This is a genomic window from Sinobaca sp. SA16-1, assembly GCF_059510515.1.
In genome coordinates, this window is sequence record NZ_JCAKFL010000001.1 from 518,084 (window position 1) to 534,788 (window position 16,705).

Consider the following 16,705-nt stretch of genomic DNA (forward strand, 5'->3'; position numbering starts at 1 on the left):
TTTATTCAAGAGCTGCAGCGCCGCCGACAATTTCGGTAATTTCCTGCGTAACTGCGGCCTGTCTTGCACGGTTGTAGATAATGGTCTGATCATCGATGATGCCGGTTGCGTTATCCGTTGCTGAGCTCATCGCTGTCATTCGGGCACCGAACTCACTTGCTTTCGCATCAAGCAATGCACCATAAATCAGGCTTTCTGCATACTGAGGCAGAAGCTGTTCCAGTATTGCCCCCTCGGAAGGCTCATATTCATAGGATTGGTTACTTTTATCTTCTTCTGCTAAATTAGTAAGCGGAAGAATTTTTTTCTCCGTAACGTCCTGTTGAATTGGGTTCACGAAATGGTTGTACCAGATGTTGAGCTCATCTATTTCCTGATCTTTGTACATATCTACAGCAAGTCTTGTGATATTTTTGATATCTTCGAAACTTGGCTGATCAGAAAGACCGGTTACTTCCTCAAAAATGGTAACCTCTTTTCGTTTAAGAAGATCTCTCCCGATTCTGCCGATAACGATTACTCCGTACTCTTCTTTCGAAGCGTGACGCTCTTCCACTGTCTGTATGAAATTTCTGAACAGGCTGGCATTATAACCGCCTGCCAGTCCCTGATCGGAAAATATCATAATATACGCTGTTTTTTTAACCGGTCGTTCTTCAAGCATAGGATGGGTTATATCCGTATTACTCGCGGCAATACTTGCCACTACCTCTTTTATCTTTCTGGTATACGGCTCATAGGACTGGGAATGCCGCTGAGCGCGGTTCAGTTTTGAAGCCGATACCATCTGCATTGCTTTAGTGATCTGTTTCGTTTTTTTCACCGAATTAATTCGGTTTTTAATGTCACGTAAAGAGGCCATACTATCTCACCACCTTCTTCTTTAGGGTGATTATCTTATATTACTTTGTAGGGTTGAATGTACGCTTGAATCCTTCGATCGCACGGTTAAAAGCTTCTTTTTCAGGAAGGTTTCCTGTTTCACGGATTCCGTCAAGAAGAGCTTTTTCTTCTGCATCGAGGTAGCCCATAAGCTCTGATTCAAAACGCTGAATATCTACTACAGGAACATCATCAAGATAACCCTGGGTCAGAGCATAAATAATCGCTACCTGCTTTTCTACGCGAAGCGGCTTATTCAAGTCCTGCTTAAGCATTTCTACGGTACGTGCACCACGGTTTAACTTCGCCTGGGTGGCTTCATCAAGATCTGAACCAAACTGGGAGAACGCTTCGAGCTCCCGGAATGCTGCAAGATCAAGACGGAGGGTACCGGCTACTTTTTTCATTGCTTTAATCTGGGCGGAACCACCTACACGGGATACGGAGATACCCGGGTTAACAGCGGGACGAACACCGGAATAAAACAGGTCGGACTGAAGGAAAATCTGTCCGTCTGTGATAGAAATAACGTTGGTTGGAATATAAGAGGATACGTCGCCGGCCTGTGTTTCAACGAACGGCAGTGCCGTCATTGAACCGGAGCCTTTCGCATCACTTAATTTTGCGGAACGTTCCAGTAAACGGGAATGAATATAGAATACATCACCAGGGAATGCCTCACGGCCCGGCGGACGGCGAAGAAGCAGTGAAAGTTCACGGTAGGCTGCTGCCTGCTTGGTCAAGTCGTCAAATACGACAAGAACATGCTTTCCGTTATACATGAATTCTTCACCCATGGATACGCCGGCATATGGTGCCAGGTAAAGAAGCGGAGCGGGATCAGAAGCACCTGCGTTTACAATAATAGTATAATCAAGCGCGCCTTTCTGGCGAAGCGTTTCCACTACGTTTGCAACAGTTGATTCCTTCTGGCCGATTGCTACATAAATACAAATAATGTCTTCATCTTTTTGGTTGATGATCGTATCAATTGCAATAGATGTCTTACCGATCTGACGGTCACCGATGATAAGCTCACGCTGGCCGCGTCCGATAGGAATCATGGAGTCAATTGCTTTAATTCCCGTCTGAAGCGGCTCATGTACGGATTTTCTATCCATAACACCTGGTGCCGGGCTTTCAATCGGACGTGTTTTAGTGGTGCCGATAGCACCGTTTCCATCCAAAGGCTGTCCAAGCGGGTTTACTACGCGTCCAAGAATTTCTTCACCTACAGGAACTTCCATGATGCGTCCTGTACGTTTTACTTCATCTCCTTCACGAATGTCGGAGTAAGGTCCTAAAATAATAATACCGATATTGTTTTCTTCCAGGTTCTGGGCCATGCCCATTACTCCCGTAGAAAACTCCAGCAGTTCACCGGCCATTGCGTTTTCAAGGCCGTGGGCGCGGGCGATACCATCACCAATTTGAATGACAGTACCAACTTCGCTTGCCTGGACGTCGGATTCAAATCCTTCAATCTGCTGCTTAATGAGAGAGCTTATCTCATCTGGTCTGATGCTCATTGTGTTCCCCCCTATCTAAGGTCTTTTCCGGAAATCAGCTGATGTTCCAGACGATTTAGTTGATTTCTTACGCTTCCATCAAAGATTGTATCCCCAATGCGTATTTTCATACCGCCGATAAGAGATGAATCAATGATGTTTTCAATAAATATGGTGTCTTTTCCGACTCTTTTTGCAAATACTTCTGAAATTCTCGTTTTTTCCAGCTCGCTTAAAGGCTTTACCGTATATACTTTCGCATAGCCGCGCTTTTGCTGGTCATCTGCTAGTTTTTTATACTGGTCAGCGATAAGTACGATCGAATCGATGCGTCTTCTTTTTAACAAAAGCTGCAGGGTACTGCGGATCATATCGTTCGCTGAAAGAAAAGCTTCCTCTATAGAAGCTGTCTTCTTTTCCTGCGTAATTCTGGGATTTTCCAGAAAATCTACATATGCAGCGTTCTGAACAAAGGTTTCTTTCACTATTTGAAGCTCATTATTAATTTCTTCAAGCATTCCTTTTTCACTGGCTAGTTCAAATAAGGCTACGGCGTATCTTCTTGCTGCTGCTGGATTGCTCATAGGTTTCCGCCTGCCTCTTGAAGATATTCTTCAATAAGCTTTTCCTGCTCCGCCTCATCGAGTTCCTTCTCGATAATTTTCGTTGCAATCATGACAGAAAGCGTAGCTACCTGCTCTCTTAATTCTGCCACAGCCTGTTCTTTTTCGCTTTGGATCTGAATGAGGGCATTTTCTTTCACCTGTTCGGATTCTTTACGGGACTGTTCTACAATATCCCGGCCCTGCTGTTCTCCTGTTTTCTTGGCTGATTCTATAATGGACTGTGCCTCTTCACGGGCACGATCTATTTCAAGCTTCTGCTGTTCTAAATACTTTTCTGATTCCAGACGGTTGTTTTCCGCTGCATCAATATCGCTGGCTACCTTTTCTTCCCGTTCCTGCATCATGTTCATCATCGGTCCCCATGCAAACTTCCGGAGAAGAAGGAGAAGGATAGTGAACGTGACTATTGCGAATAACGGATCCGCTAACGTTAGTGTTTCTGGCATTTCTTTCACTCCTTTCTACATTTTTACAAAAGGAATGGCGAAGCATCGGTTGAAGGACTTCGCCATTTTATTCCGGCATGCATATTTCCGCCGTTTATTGACCCATTAAGAGAAAGGCAATGACTATCGCGATGATTGGAAGTGCCTCAACGAGTGCCACACCGATAAACATAAGCGTCTGTAATGTACCTTTTAATTCCGGCTGACGAGCTACACCGTCAATTGTTCCACGTACGATCTGTGATACACCAAAACCTGCACCTAGTGCGGCTAGTCCTGCCGCGATTCCTGCTGCTAAAGCTCCCATAATAAAAATCCTCCTAGTATTGTAATTTATATAAAATCTGCTGTTTCTGATATTGAACTTCTAGTGTTCTTCCTCAACTTTATGAGCCAGATACACCATGGTAAGCATTAAGAAAACAAAAGCCTGAATGCCTCCTATAAACAAGCTGAACGCCTGCCAGGCAATCATCGGCACACTTGCACCAAGCGCACCCAGTACACTGGCTCCACCTGCCGCGGCAAGCATTGTAAGCAGGATTTCCTTTGCATACAAGTTACCGAAAAGCCGCATTCCCAATGTGATAGTGTTTGTAAACTCTTCCAGCACTTTAAATGGGAATAAGAAAGGAATCGGCCGGAAGAAATCCTTCACGTATTCTTTTCCGCCCCTAAGTCTAATGCCGTAATAGTGGCAGATAAAAAGTACCATAATAGCAAAAGTCATCGTAATAATTGGATCTGCTGTAGGTGACCTCCACCAGACGGTGTGCGTTTCTTCTGTAAAGAGCATAAAAGGAACACCCAGAAGATTAGCTACTAATATAAATAAGAAAATAGTAATTCCTAATCCAAAAAACCGTTCGCCGGTTTTCCAGCTCATTGTGTTGGAAATAATATTTTTAATAAAATCAATAAGCCATTCAAACACATTCTGCATTCCTGTCGGTTTCATTTTTATTGACCTCGCGCTGACCATTCCTATAATAAGTACGATAACTGCCGCTACTGCCAGCATAAGAATATTCGACAGGTTCGCATGAAAACCCGGAATGCCAAACACATCGTAGGCTATCGGAAATTCGTGATCCATGGTTAAATTCACCCCTTTTCCTATAGTTTAGCAAGTGACTGTGTTACCCCATCAATCGGACGAAAAAGCAAAAAATACTAAAGAAAAAAGAATGATAAGGTACGGAGTCATTAAACCAACTGCCAGCGGCACTATACCGAAGTATTCCGGAAACTGCAGAAACAGCAGGGCGATGATGATACCGGATGCTATTCTGGCAGGCATCCTTAACGCAAACGCCACTTTGTTCGAACGTTCAAAATCAGTGGCCGCCTGCGTATCACGGTACATGCTCCATAAATTAAACAATCCCAGCAGAGATCCAGTAGCCAGGCTCAAGAAAAACAGGCTGTGTGACGTCAGTGCTGCGCATACTGCGTAGATAAAAATGACTGCTACACTCAGCATAAAATAGCGCTTGTACATTTCCTGAAAGGAAGACATCTGACCTTCTCCTTCTTTTTTTCAGCAGACGGACTAGTCCGTCACCCCGAATCAAAGCATTAAGATACTGCCGTCCTAAGCTTCATAGACTTTCTGTGACAAGAAGACTGTCTGCACGAATGGTATTCCTATGTATAACTGCTTAGGAAGGTTCAAAGGAGAAGCTTAAGCATTTGCTTAACTAGATCCTGATTTGAACTCATCTGTTCATGAACATGAAAACCCTATCATATATCCTTTGTAATCGTACAATAGGGAGAGTTTTCTGTCAATCCATAATGAGGAAAAAAACCTTGCAATATAAGGGTTTGAGCGCTCTTGGCAAATGTGACTATTAGATGACAATTTGATTGTAAATTTACTGTTACACGCATATTGTTTTTTCTTGAAATAAAAAACCGTGTCTTCATTCGACACGGTTTCCATAATTATTTTGTTCCAAACAGACGGTCTCCGGCATCACCAAGACCCGGAACAATATATCCTTTTTCATTGAGCTTCTCGTCAAGGGCTCCAAGGTATATTTCCACTTCCGGATGGGCTTCCTGCACGGCCGCCACTCCTTCAGGGGCTGCAACAAGGCACATAAGCTTCATGTTCTTGGCCCCGCGCTTTTTCAGGCTGTTTAACGCTTCAACAGCAGATCCTCCAGTAGCAAGCATAGGATCGATAACGATAAACTCACGTTCTGCTACGTCGCTTGGAAGCTTTACGTAATATTCAATCGGCTTCAACGTTTTAGGATCACGATACAATCCAACGTGCCCTACTTTTGCCGCAGGAATAAGAGATAGAATTCCGTCGGACATTCCAAGGCCTGCTCTTAAAATAGGAACAATACCCAGCTTTTTACCGGCAAGCGTATGTCCTTTTGCGGGGCCGACCGGCGTTTCCACCGTTACTTCCTGCAGCTGAAGGTCTCTAGTAATTTCAAAGGCCATCAGCATGGAAACTTCTTCTACTAATTCCCTGAATTCTTTCGTTCCTGTGGATACATCGCGGATAAATGTTAATTTATGCTGAATTAATGGATGATCTAAAACGTGTACTTTTGACATACATGCAGCTCCTCTTTTATATAATCGAATGAATATCGGTCACCTGTACTAAACGTTTCAATGTGCGCACACTTCTTTTGAAATTCTACCGAATAATTCCCCTTCAATCAAGGTTTCCTGGAAAATAGCAATGATTCAGACAAATAAAGCCTCTGTTTTCATAAAAAAACCGCAGCCTGCACCAGGCCGCGGTTCTCAAATAATCAAATGTTACAGGTTCGGATACATTGGGAATTTAGCCGTCAATTGATCTACTCGATCAGCTGCTTCCTTCAGTTTATCGTCATTTTCTGTATTTTTTAGAACAAGAGCGATGATTTTTCCGAGCTCATCCATCTCTGTTTCTTTGAATCCTCTCGTAGTCACAGCAGAAGTACCTAAACGGATTCCGCTTGTTACAAATGGCTTTTCCGGATCGTACGGAATCGCATTTTTGTTTGTAGTCAAACCGGCTTCGTCCAGCGCCTTTTCAGCTACTTTACCGGTGATGCCGATCTTGCGGAGATCCAAAAGAAGAAGGTGGTTGTCCGTACCGCCGGACACAAGATCAATGCCTTCGTTTACAAGGGATTCTCCCAAACGAACCGCATTGACAATAATCTGCTTGGAATAGTCAACGAATTCAGGCTCAAGTGCTTCGCCGAAAGCTACTGCCTTGGCTGCAATAACGTGCATAAGCGGGCCGCCCTGCATACCCGGGAAGACCGTTTTGTCGATTTTTTTAGCAAAACGCTCTTCGCAGAGAATAAGTCCGCCGCGTGGACCGCGGAGTGTCTTGTGCGTAGTGGTTGTTACAAAATGGGCATGCGGAACCGGGTTTTGATGCTGTCCTGCTGCAACCAGGCCTGCAATGTGTGCCATATCAACCATCAGGTAGGCACCGACTTCATCTGCAATTTCACGGAATTTCTTAAAGTCTATTTCACGCGGGTAGGCGCTTGCTCCAGCTACAATCAGCTTGGGCTTATGCTCTAATGCCGCTTTTCTAACTTCTTCATAATCAATTACCTGTTTATCTTCTGTTACACCATACTCCACAAAGCTATACTGAATGCCGCTGAAGTTTACCGGGCTTCCGTGGGTTAAGTGACCGCCATGGGATAAATTCATGCCAAGCACCGTATCGCCATGCTCTAATATAGTGAAGTATACGGCCATATTAGCCTGGGCACCTGAGTGCGGCTGTACGTTTGCATGCTCTGCTTTAAAAATCTGTTTCGCGCGGTCGCGTGCAAGATCTTCTACCGTATCCACGTGCTCGCATCCACCGTAGAACCTTTTGCCGGGATAACCTTCTGCGTATTTATTCGTCAGGACAGATCCCTGTGCTTCCATTACCGCTTCGCTTGTAAAGTTTTCTGAAGCAATCAGCTCAATCTTGTCGCGCTGGCGCTGCAGTTCTTTTTCCATTGCTTCAAATACTGCGGCATCTTTTTTCTTTACTGTTTCTAACATTTGTAGTGCTCCCTTCTCTCTCAATCCTTTTATTATTCGTGATTTAGCTGTTTTTCTGAATATCCGAAGCTATTATAACATTTCAAATCGTCTATTTCCGTATTTTATGAATAAAATATTAAAAAATATTAAGTTTTACTCCGCAGAATATTTGGCGCGTTCTCCCCCAATTAACTTAGGTCTGGAGACGGCCATTGTAACATGGGCAGAACCAATGGCATCAATTGACGTTCTGACGGGCACAGCCACATGCTTCATATGCATACCGATAAATGTATCACCAATGTCAATTCCCGCATCTGCCTGGATATGCTCTACTACTACCGGGTCCTTCATTTTCCGATAGGCCCTGGAAGCCATTGCTCCTCCGGCACGCGGATGGGGAACGGCGTTTACAGGCTCCAACTGCAGCCACTCCGCTGTCTCCCGTTCTACTGTAACGGCCCTGTTAATATGCTCGCATCCTTGAAAGGCCAGGTGCACGCCTGTTTTGTCCCGAAAAGACGCAAACTCCTGAAACAGGTCCTCTGCTACTTCTTCCGATCCGGCGGAGCCGATGTTTTTGCCGATCACTTCGCTCGTGCTCGCTCCAATAATCAGCACATGCCGGTGATCAAGAGCTTTCTTCTGGTACAAAGCATCTAAAAATACAGGGAGAGATTCTCTCCAATGCGCTGTGTTCTTCATGCTTTTCACCTCATTTATTTTTCAATAGCAGATACTTTATCGATCCGCTTTTTATGTCTGCCGCCTTCAAAATCCGTATCGAGCCAGGTTTCTGCAATTTCAAGCGCAACTCCCGGTCCGATAACTCTTTCTCCCATAGCGAGCACATTGCTGTCGTTATGCGCCCGTGTTGCTTTTGCACTGAACAAGTCATGAACGAGCGCGCAGCGGATGCCTTTGACTTTATTGGCGGCGATTGACATACCGATACCTGTGCCACAGATCAAAATTCCCCGGTCCGCTTCTCCTGCTGCTACTTTTTCAGCTACAGGAACAGCATAGTCCGCGTAATCGACTGAATCTGCGCAGTCGCACCCTACGTCATCTACATCTATTCCTTTTTCAGCAAGCATTGTTTTAATTTCCTCTTTTAAATTGTATCCACCATGATCTGAACCAATTGCTACCTTCATTCCAGCACTCTCCTCATATATGTTTGTTACAAGCTCTTTATTTTTGGTAAAGCATGATCCATCAGACGCTCAATTTCCGCAGCAGTCTGCCTGTACACTTCCGTTTCTGCGCCGATCGGATCGATAATGTCCCGACCCTTATCATCGATGGCAAATTCATGGAGAGTGTATATTTTGTCCGCCGCATAAGGATACATCGAAACAGACATCTGCTTATGGGATACGGTCATCGTGAGAATGATATCGGCCCAGTCCACCATACTTTTTGTTAAAAGGCTGGACGTTTGCTCGTAGGGAATATTCTTTTCTTTTAATACTTCCATCGTTTCCTGCGACGGCGGAACACCATCTGCTGCATGTACCCCGGCAGATTTCACTTCAATCTCTTCATCATTTTTATGAAGCAGCATCGCTTCTGCCAAAGGGCTTCTGCACGTATTGCCTGTACATACAAATAAGACATGCTTCATTACGCAGCCATTCCTTTCTGCTAATCTCTCACATAAAGCTTCCTTCTATTTTATCATAGATTCTTTTTGTCTCGTATCTTCCCGGCTTTATTACTCCGCTTCAGCTCCGGCTGCTTTTCTAAGCCTGTTCATCAGTGCAGCTCCCATATCCGTTTCTTCAAATACAGGGCAGAAAAGAACATCCAGCTGATGTTCGTCCGCTTCTCTCAGTGCGCTGTAAAGCCTCGAGGAAAATACGGATGGTGTATGAAACGACCCCATATCCAGACAAAAATCAGCCTCCGCTGCCAGGTCATGGTAGCTTTCACTTCCCGCCAATACTCCTGTTTTCTTTCCCTGTTTTCGAGCGCGTCGGACTTCATGTATTATTTGGGCGTTTTCTATTAAAAAAAGAGGAGTCTCTGGAGCGTAGTGGCGGTATTTAGTTCCCGGAGACTTAGGTGCTTCCCCGCTGCCGCCTGTCTCATTTTTTACCGGCGTGTTTGGAAGCAGCTTTTCCATTTGTTCTTTCGTAATCCCGCCCGGACGCAGAATCCAGCACACCCCGTCTTTGTATTCCACTACCGTTGATTCCAGGCCGTATCCCGTCTCTCCTCCATCCACTATCCCTGCAATTTTATGGTCAAGATCAAACATTACGTGGGACGCTTTTGTCGGGCTTGGCTTGCCGGATAAATTAGCACTTGGGGCCGCAAGCGCTTTTCCCGACGCTTTTATTAATGCCAGTGCCACGGGATGGTCCGGCATACGGACAGCAAGTGTCTTTAACCCAGCTGTTACGTTAGAGGCAACAGGAAAGCTGCCATGCAGGACGATCGTGAGCGGTCCCGGCCAAAATGCTTCCATCAACCGACGCTCCACCGCGTGCGTTTCCACATGTAAGTTATCCAGATGTGGATAATCTGCAATGTGGACAATAAGCGGGTTATCCCCAGGTCTTCCCTTCGCAGCAAATATTTTGTTAACTGCTTCGCTTCCGGAAGCATCTGCACCAAGCCCATACACTGTCTCAGTAGGGAAAGCCACTACTTCTCCTCTTTTAATATAGTCAGCAGCTTCCAGAATGGAAGGATCTTCCTGCAATGATTTTTTCGACTTATCCACAGTCCATATCTTTGTATGTGTATAACTCAATTGTTTCCCCTCTTTTCCATGTAAAGAAAATAGTTGATTTCTACGGTTTTTGTTAGTGTTTTTTCAAAATAAAAAAGTTATCCACAGTAATATCTTAATAAGTGGATAACTGCTTGTATATAACTTTTACTTTTTTTCTACAAAAATCATGCGATCTCGTTTATTGATATCCTGTTTCAGCCAGACGTGATCATCCGGAAAAGCCTTCTTAAAGATGGCCAGCGCTTCTTTTCCCTGATCCATTCCAATCTCAAACGCTGCGATCCCGGGACGCTTCAGGAGAGCAGGAATATCTTCCGCCATCTGTCTGTAACAGAAAAGCCCATCGGCATCCTCACCGACAAGTGCCGTTCTCGGCTCATGGATTTTCACGATATCGTCCAGCTCCTCCCACTGGTCCTGCGGGATATAAGGAGGATTGGAGACAATGACATCAAATAGGCGCCCCTCAAGTGGACGGGCCAGATCCCCCTGGATAAACTCCACGGCGGCACCCAGCATGCGGGCATTTTGTTCTGCTTTCTGAAGGGCCCCGGCCATTAAGTCTGTAGCTGTCATTTCAATATGGTCTGCTTCCAGCGCAATTGTCACCGCAAGCGCTCCGCTCCCTGTCCCGATATCCACTCCGCGGCGGACTTCTCCCGGCATCTGTCTGCCGAGCCATTGAATAACTTCATAAGCCAGCTCTTCGGTTTCCGGCCTTGGAATCAGTACATGTTCATTAACAGAAAACATTCTGCCGTAAAAAGCACCTTCTCCTGTAATATGCTGCACCGGTACCCCCGAAGCATGCGTTTTTACATCCGTCTGGAATGCGTCCCAAACTTCTTTTGTAAGCCGTTCGCCCCGGTCAAGATGAAGCGAGGTCTGATCTGTATTTACTCTGTACGCAAGCAGCCATACTGCCGCCTGCGGCTCCCGTCCGTGTTCACCTAAAAAAGAAGAAGCCCAGTTAAGGGCCTCATATACGTAAGGTATGTTCATTATCTTTCGCTTGCTCTTTCCATCATTTCTGCCTGTTCTTCTACTACAAGCGGATCAATAATTTCATCCAGCTCGCCGGCCAGAATCTGGTCCAGCTTTTGAAGCGTTAAGCCGATACGATGATCGGTGACTCTGCTTTGTGGAAAATTATACGTACGGATACGCTCGGAACGATCCCCTGTACCCACGGCTGACTTTCTCGTTTCATCATACTCTGCCTGCGCTTCACGCTGATACTTATCATAAATGCGGGCACGCAGCACTTTCATTGCTTTTTCTTTGTTTTTAATCTGCGACTTTTCATCCTGACAGGAAACTACCACGCCGGTAGGCTCATGCGTTAAACGAACGGCGGACATGGTTGTGTTAACACTCTGGCCGCCGGGGCCGCTTGAGGTGAATGTATCCACGCGGATGTCTTTGTCGTGGATATCGACTTCCACTTCCTCCGCCTCTGCCAGAATGGCTACAGTAGCGGTTGACGTATGAATACGACCGCCGGATTCAGTGCTCGGGACTCTTTGGACACGGTGTGCGCCATTTTCATATTTCAGCCTGGAATACGCACCGCTTCCGTTTACGATGAAAATAATCTCTTTGTATCCACCGACATCACTGGAGCTTGATTCAATTATTTCTGTTTTCCAGTTCATTTTTTCCGCATAGCGGGAATACATTTTAAATAAATCCCCGGCAAACAAAGCAGCCTCATCGCCGCCCGCTGCTCCGCGGATTTCCACAATAACGTTTTTATCGTCATTTGGATCTTTCGGAAGAAGCATCACATGGAGTTTTTCTTCGATTGCTGTTTGTCTTTCCGAGAGCTCATCGATTTCCACCTTTACCATTTCTTCCATTTCTTTGTCCAGCGCTTCCTGCTGCATGGATTTGGCTTCCTTTAACTCTTCCGTAACTGTTTTGTATTCTCTATATACTTCCACTGTTTTGGAAAGATCGGCCTGCTCTTTTGAATACTCTCTTAGTTTCTTCGTATCGCTGATAACGTCCGGATCACTGAGTAACTCGTTTAAATGATTATACCTGTCCTCTACCGTTTGTAATCGATCTATCACAAACTTCACCTCTTTATACTATTGCATAACATTCTAATTATAGTATACGCCATATCAGCAGTCAAAGCACCCTTCATTCCGATATTCAGACAGGCGCCTTTCTTGTTTTTTTCATTATCAGAAAGGGAATAGACAATAATATTATGTCCTTTATTAACGAAGAAAGCAGGCGATGCAACGATGAAATATGTCATTATTGGCGGCGATGCGGCCGGAATGAGCGCAGCGATGCAGCTTGTCCGCAACACAAAACAAGCGGAAATCACCACCCTGGAGCAGGGCACTATCTATTCTTATGCCCAGTGCGGCCTTCCTTACATAGTCGGCGGAGTCGTTTCACGCACAGAAGATCTGATCGCAAGAAAAGTGGAGACGTTTCGGAATAAATACGGAATTGATGCCCGGATTCTGCACCATGTAACAAAAGTCGACGCTGCACAGAAAACGGTTTCCGGCACCGACCTTTCCAGCGGGGATCCCTTTACAGTGTCCTATGACAAACTTCTTGTCGCCTCCGGCGGCAGTCCTTCGGTTCCAGACTGGCCGGGAACGGATAAAGAAGGTGTCCACACTGTCAAAACAATTCCTGACATCGAAAAGATTGCCAAGGAACTTCCGGACGTGCAGGAAACTATTATTATCGGCGGCGGCTATATCGGACTGGAAATGGCGGAGAATTTTATTAGAAACGGCCAGAACGTCCGCATTATTCAACGGGACAGCCGTCTGGCATCAATGTTTGATCCCGATATGGGGAATATGATCATAGAGGAAGCAGAAAAGCATGGGGTGACGCTTCATTTGGAGGAAAATGTCACTTCCATCAATGGCGGAAACCGCGTTACTTCTATTTCCACAGAAACCGGCACCTATCCGGCTGACCTTGTTATTGTAGCGACCGGCCTGTCGCCAAACACTGATTTTCTGCAGGGCACCGGCGTTGACCTTCTGGACAATGGCGCAGTCGTCATTAATAAACACATGGAAACCAGCGTAGACAGTATCTATGCCGCCGGAGACTGCGCGGTTCAATTCCACCGCATGAAACAAAAAAACGATTATATTCCACTTGGCACCCACGCCAATAAGCAGGGACGTCTGGCCGGCCTTAACATGGGAGGAATCTCCAAAGAATTTAAAGGCATTACCGGCACTTCCATCCTGCAGTTTTTTGATTTAACGCTGGCTAAAACCGGACTGTCCGAAGCAGAAGCCCGGGAAGAAAATATAGTATTCGGCACAGCGGTGAGCACGTCTTTCCATATCGCCGGATACTTTCCGGAGCATAAAAAGCTGACGATTAAACTTTTATACCAAGAAGAGTCCCGACAACTTATCGGGGCCCAGGTGATCGGAGAAGCCGGTGTGGATAAACGCATTGATGTTCTTGCCACCGCTATGTACTACGGAGCAGGGATTGATGAATTAGAAGACCTTGATTTATCCTATGCTCCCCCCTACAACGGAGTCTGGGACCCTATCCAGCAGACAGCTCGCCGGGCAAAGACCGGACGCTGAGCCTGCCGGCTTCTATTTATTCACCAAAAAGCCCCTTTCAACTGAAAGAGGCTTTTTCTTTTGATACACATGTTTCTATACCCGGAAGTTTCACGATATGTACACCGCAGCAAAAAGACATTCTACTCGGCCGCAGAGGCTTCCATAACGGCTTTAAGCCGGTTCGGACGACCGGGAACATCATGACAGTGCCGGCAGCGGGGTTCATATGACTCATCCGCCCCTACTAATATAATCGCATCGTCATAGTGCGCCGGCCTTCCATCAATCAGGCGCTGCGTTCTCGAAGCAGGAGAGCTGCATTTCGGACAGACCGCCTGCAGTTTGGTTACATCTTCTGCCAGGGCCATCAGTTCTTGAATCGCCCCAAACGGCTCTCCGCGGAAGTCCTGGTCCAGACCGGCGACTACTACTTGAATGCCTTTATTGGCAAGCTCTTCGGTTACCGCTACAATATTCATATCAAAAAACTGCACTTCATCTACGGCTACCATGTGAGCATCTTCTTCTACTTCATTTAAAATATCCAGGGAATGGACAACAGATTTAGACCATACTTTTGATCCGTTGTGCGATACGACTTCTTCTTCGCTGTACCGGTTATCCAAAGCAGGCTTAAATACAACAACATTTAAGCTGCCGTAAGAGGCTCTTCTAATCCGGCGGATCAGTTCTTCTGATTTTCCGGAAAACATGCTTCCGCAGATCAGCTCCACCCAGCCTTCTTTTCTCATTATATGCATTTTGCCACTCCTTATGCTTCATCCGCTTCATGCAGTTTGGTGTTCATTCTATGTAAAAGTATACTATATTTTTGTGTGTATTCGGAGGCTCTCTTTCGTAAAAACTGGAAATCTCAGTCACTGTTCTGCCTCATTTCAGCCAGAGGCGCCGAAGCGGGCTTCTTTTAGGCCAAATAAAAAAACAGGCAAGCGGCGTTCCCTTGCCTGTTTCTATTTGTCTTACATGTTGTATTTCTTTTTAAATTTATCGATACGTCCGCCGGCATCAGCAAGCTTTTGCTTACCAGTGTAGAACGGATGAGAATCAGCACTGATTTCTACTTTCAATAGTGGGTAAGTGTTGCCATCTTCCCATTCTACTGTTTCAGCAGAACCCTTAGTAGAGCCGCTCAAAAACTTAAAGCCTGTGCTCGTGTCCATAAATACTACCTTTTGGTAATTTGGATGAATTTCCTGTTTCATTAATTTCACTCCCTTTGCCCTAATTCTATTCGAATCAGAATTTGTAATCACACATAACGAGATTATAACAAGCCCAGCCTATTTTTTCAATGTAAAAATGAAATACTTTTATCTTCTTGCTGGAGCCGGCCTTGCTTTTGTCTTCGCTTTATCCTTTTCCATTTCTTCAAAAAACTCATCGTTCGTTTTTGTCTGCTTCATTCTGCGGATAAAATGATCCACAAAGTCAGGAGAATCATTCATCGTTTTACGGATCGCCCATAAGTTTTCAAGCTGCTCTTTTGAGGTAAGCAGTTCTTCTTTTCTGGTACTGGAACGGCGGATATCGATTGCCGGGAAAATTCTCCGCTCTGCCAGCTTACGGTCCAGATGAAGCTCCATGTTGCCGGTGCCTTTAAACTCTTCATAGATGACGTCGTCCATCCGCGAACCGGTTTCCACCAGGGCGGTAGCCAGTATCGTCAGACTGCCGCCTTCTTCAATATTTCTTGCCGCTCCAAAGAAACGCTTAGGGCGGTGAAAGGCAGCCGGGTCAATACCACCGGACAGCGTGCGCCCACTCGGCGGGATCACAAGGTTATACGCTCTTGCCAGACGCGTAATGCTGTCCATTAGAATAATAACGTCTTTTTTGTGCTCTACGAGCCTCATCGCCCGTTCAAGCACAAGCTCGGTTACTTTAATATGATTTTCCGGAACTTCGTCGAACGTAGAGCTGGCAATATCTCCTTTAACGGAGCGCTCGATGTCTGTTACTTCCTCCGGACGCTCATCAATTAGCAGCACGATCAATTCTGCTTCCGGATGGTTTTCTGTGATGCTGTTGGCTATTTCTTTAAGCAGGGAGGTTTTTCCTGCTTTAGGAGGCGCGACAATAAGTCCTCTCTGCCCAAACCCTACCGGTGTAATTAAATCAATAATCCGGGAGGAAATACGGTTGGGCGCATTTTCCATATGAATGCGGCGGTCCGGGTATAAAGCAGTCAGAGCAGGGAAATGCGGACGCTCTTTTGAACTTTCCGGGTTTTCGCCGTTGACGGCTTCGACCTGCAGCAGGCCGTGGTACCTTTCGGAATCTTTCGGCGGCCTTACTTTTCCAGAGACTTTATCTCCATTTCTCAGCTCAAACCGGCGGATCTGCGAAGCGGAAATATAAATATCCTCCGAGCTCGGCAGGAAATTGATAGGACGTAGAAATCCGTATCCTTCCGTCGTAATAATTTCGAGGACACCTTCCATAAACATGAGGCCGTCTTTTTCAGCACGTCCTTTTAGAATCGCAAAAATAAGCTCTCTTTTAGTCAGCTTGCTGTAATAAGAAACATTATACTCTTTTGCTAAACGATATAATTCTTTGAGCGTCATATTTTCCAACCCTGCTAAATTAATACTACTCAACGATGGTCACCACTTTTCTTCCGCATGCGTCCATTCTGGGGCATGCGGCTATGTTTGTATTTTTATGTTTTAACTGCTGTGTTTTACTTGAGAGATGGTGTAAGCAGCCGGAGATAGAAGACCTGCCCTGTAGGTGGAGGCAGCGGCTGTTCATTGACGGGAGAGTCTGGGAAGGAGCGGATCGCTTTCCGCTTTGCTTGCTCAAGGATTCTTATTAATTGTAACGGGGATGATCTCTGCATGCAATCATAAATCATTACTTTTCGTATGAAAGTTGTCTGCTGTATACA

The 16,705-nt window shown here is 45.6% G+C and carries 19 protein-coding genes; 1 reads left to right on the forward strand and 18 read right to left on the reverse strand.

Annotation, left to right across the window (positions count from 1 at the left end; translation table 11 throughout):
• Position 1: 1 nt before the first annotated feature.
• From atpG to prfA, 15 genes are all read right to left on the reverse strand, one after another.
• Complete coding sequence (atpG, locus tag AC5W2J_RS02450) at positions 2-862, reverse strand: ATP synthase F1 subunit gamma (protein ID WP_496057893.1); 861 nt, start codon at positions 860-862, stop codon at positions 2-4.
• Positions 863-902: 40 nt separating this feature from the next.
• Positions 903-2,411 (reverse strand): F0F1 ATP synthase subunit alpha, encoded by a 1,509-nt coding sequence (gene atpA, locus AC5W2J_RS02455; RefSeq protein WP_496057894.1) that lies wholly within the window; start codon positions 2,409-2,411, stop codon positions 903-905.
• Positions 2,412-2,422: 11 nt separating this feature from the next.
• On the reverse strand, positions 2,423-2,974 hold the full coding sequence (locus tag AC5W2J_RS02460; RefSeq protein ID WP_496057895.1) for a F0F1 ATP synthase subunit delta: 552 nt from the start codon (positions 2,972-2,974) through the stop codon (positions 2,423-2,425).
• The gene (gene atpF, locus AC5W2J_RS02465; protein ID WP_496057896.1) at positions 2,971-3,462 is read right to left on the reverse strand and encodes a F0F1 ATP synthase subunit B; all 492 of its coding nucleotides are present in this window, start codon (positions 3,460-3,462) and stop codon (positions 2,971-2,973) included. Before atpF ends, AC5W2J_RS02460 begins: the two co-directional genes overlap by 4 nt.
• A 94-nt stretch (positions 3,463-3,556) precedes the next feature.
• On the reverse strand, positions 3,557-3,769 hold the full coding sequence (atpE, locus tag AC5W2J_RS02470) for a F0F1 ATP synthase subunit C (protein ID WP_496057897.1): 213 nt from the start codon (positions 3,767-3,769) through the stop codon (positions 3,557-3,559).
• A gap of 60 nt (positions 3,770-3,829) precedes the next feature.
• Complete coding sequence (gene atpB, locus AC5W2J_RS02475) at positions 3,830-4,558, reverse strand: F0F1 ATP synthase subunit A (RefSeq protein WP_496057898.1); 729 nt, start codon at positions 4,556-4,558, stop codon at positions 3,830-3,832.
• Between the two features lie 51 nt (positions 4,559-4,609).
• Positions 4,610-4,981, reverse strand: coding sequence for an ATP synthase subunit I (locus tag AC5W2J_RS02480; RefSeq protein ID WP_496057899.1), 372 nt, complete (start codon positions 4,979-4,981; stop codon positions 4,610-4,612).
• 428 nt (positions 4,982-5,409) lie between these two features.
• Positions 5,410-6,039, reverse strand: a complete 630-nt coding sequence (gene upp / locus AC5W2J_RS02485; RefSeq protein ID WP_496057900.1) for a uracil phosphoribosyltransferase — start codon at positions 6,037-6,039, stop codon at positions 5,410-5,412.
• Between the two features lie 210 nt (positions 6,040-6,249).
• Entirely contained in the window at positions 6,250-7,494 is a 1,245-nt protein-coding gene (gene glyA / locus AC5W2J_RS02490) for a serine hydroxymethyltransferase (RefSeq protein WP_496057901.1), read from the reverse strand.
• Between the two features lie 135 nt (positions 7,495-7,629).
• Positions 7,630-8,181: a TIGR01440 family protein gene (locus AC5W2J_RS02495; RefSeq protein ID WP_496057902.1), complete on the reverse strand. Its 552-nt coding sequence runs from the start codon at positions 8,179-8,181 to the stop codon at positions 7,630-7,632.
• A gap of 14 nt (positions 8,182-8,195) precedes the next feature.
• On the reverse strand, positions 8,196-8,633 hold the full coding sequence (rpiB, locus tag AC5W2J_RS02500) for a ribose 5-phosphate isomerase B (protein WP_496057903.1): 438 nt from the start codon (positions 8,631-8,633) through the stop codon (positions 8,196-8,198).
• Between the two features lie 26 nt (positions 8,634-8,659).
• Positions 8,660-9,103, reverse strand: coding sequence for a low molecular weight protein arginine phosphatase (locus AC5W2J_RS02505; protein ID WP_496057904.1), 444 nt, complete (start codon positions 9,101-9,103; stop codon positions 8,660-8,662).
• Between the two features lie 90 nt (positions 9,104-9,193).
• Positions 9,194-10,237, reverse strand: a complete 1,044-nt coding sequence (locus AC5W2J_RS02510; protein ID WP_496057905.1) for an L-threonylcarbamoyladenylate synthase — start codon at positions 10,235-10,237, stop codon at positions 9,194-9,196.
• Between the two features lie 126 nt (positions 10,238-10,363).
• A complete protein-coding gene (gene prmC / locus AC5W2J_RS02515; protein WP_496057906.1) occupies positions 10,364-11,221 on the reverse strand; it encodes a peptide chain release factor N(5)-glutamine methyltransferase in 858 nt (285 codons plus the stop codon).
• A complete protein-coding gene (gene prfA, locus AC5W2J_RS02520; protein ID WP_496057907.1) occupies positions 11,221-12,294 on the reverse strand; it encodes a peptide chain release factor 1 in 1,074 nt (357 codons plus the stop codon). Before prfA ends, prmC begins: the two co-directional genes overlap by 1 nt.
• A 180-nt stretch (positions 12,295-12,474) precedes the next feature.
• Here prfA and AC5W2J_RS02525 point away from each other — a divergent pair, with 180 nt between their 5' ends.
• Entirely contained in the window at positions 12,475-13,812 is a 1,338-nt protein-coding gene (locus AC5W2J_RS02525; protein ID WP_496057908.1) for an FAD-dependent oxidoreductase, read from the forward strand.
• Positions 13,813-13,934: 122 nt separating this feature from the next.
• Here AC5W2J_RS02525 and AC5W2J_RS02530 read toward each other — a convergent pair whose 3' ends face one another.
• The 3 genes from AC5W2J_RS02530 to rho all read right to left on the reverse strand — a co-directional run bounded on the left by AC5W2J_RS02530 (position 13,935) and on the right by rho (position 16,415).
• Entirely contained in the window at positions 13,935-14,555 is a 621-nt protein-coding gene (locus AC5W2J_RS02530; RefSeq protein ID WP_496057909.1) for a thymidine kinase, read from the reverse strand.
• Between the two features lie 219 nt (positions 14,556-14,774).
• Entirely contained in the window at positions 14,775-15,017 is a 243-nt protein-coding gene (locus AC5W2J_RS02535; RefSeq protein ID WP_496057910.1) for a type B 50S ribosomal protein L31, read from the reverse strand.
• A gap of 108 nt (positions 15,018-15,125) precedes the next feature.
• The gene (gene rho, locus AC5W2J_RS02540; RefSeq protein ID WP_496057911.1) at positions 15,126-16,415 is read right to left on the reverse strand and encodes a transcription termination factor Rho; all 1,290 of its coding nucleotides are present in this window, start codon (positions 16,413-16,415) and stop codon (positions 15,126-15,128) included.
• Between the last annotated feature and the right edge of the window lie 290 nt (positions 16,416-16,705).

Bases quoted from the DNA above. Each gene is read 5' to 3' on its own strand.
- atpA (WP_496057894.1), bottom strand. From the start codon at position 2,411: ATGAGCATCAGACCAGATGAGATAAGCTCTCTCATTAAGCAGCAGATT.
- AC5W2J_RS02535 (WP_496057910.1), bottom strand. From the start codon at position 15,017: ATGAAACAGGAAATTCATCCAAATTACCAAAAGGTAGTATTTATGGAC.
- AC5W2J_RS02525 (WP_496057908.1), top strand. From the start codon at position 12,475: ATGAAATATGTCATTATTGGCGGCGATGCGGCCGGAATGAGCGCAGCG.
- AC5W2J_RS02460 (WP_496057895.1), bottom strand. From the start codon at position 2,974: ATGAGCAATCCAGCAGCAGCAAGAAGATACGCCGTAGCCTTATTTGAA.
- atpE (WP_496057897.1), bottom strand. From the start codon at position 3,769: ATGGGAGCTTTAGCAGCAGGAATCGCGGCAGGACTAGCCGCACTAGGT.
- upp (WP_496057900.1), bottom strand. From the start codon at position 6,039: ATGTCAAAAGTACACGTTTTAGATCATCCATTAATTCAGCATAAATTA.
- rpiB (WP_496057903.1), bottom strand. From the start codon at position 8,633: ATGAAGGTAGCAATTGGTTCAGATCATGGTGGATACAATTTAAAAGAG.
- AC5W2J_RS02480 (WP_496057899.1), bottom strand. From the start codon at position 4,981: ATGTCTTCCTTTCAGGAAATGTACAAGCGCTATTTTATGCTGAGTGTA.
- AC5W2J_RS02530 (WP_496057909.1), bottom strand. From the start codon at position 14,555: ATGCATATAATGAGAAAAGAAGGCTGGGTGGAGCTGATCTGCGGAAGC.
- prmC (WP_496057906.1), bottom strand. From the start codon at position 11,221: ATGAACATACCTTACGTATATGAGGCCCTTAACTGGGCTTCTTCTTTT.
- atpB (WP_496057898.1), bottom strand. From the start codon at position 4,558: ATGGATCACGAATTTCCGATAGCCTACGATGTGTTTGGCATTCCGGGT.
- AC5W2J_RS02495 (WP_496057902.1), bottom strand. From the start codon at position 8,181: ATGAAGAACACAGCGCATTGGAGAGAATCTCTCCCTGTATTTTTAGAT.
- glyA (WP_496057901.1), bottom strand. From the start codon at position 7,494: ATGTTAGAAACAGTAAAGAAAAAAGATGCCGCAGTATTTGAAGCAATG.
- atpG (WP_496057893.1), bottom strand. From the start codon at position 862: ATGGCCTCTTTACGTGACATTAAAAACCGAATTAATTCGGTGAAAAAA.
- atpF (WP_496057896.1), bottom strand. From the start codon at position 3,462: ATGCCAGAAACACTAACGTTAGCGGATCCGTTATTCGCAATAGTCACG.
- AC5W2J_RS02505 (WP_496057904.1), bottom strand. From the start codon at position 9,103: ATGAAGCATGTCTTATTTGTATGTACAGGCAATACGTGCAGAAGCCCT.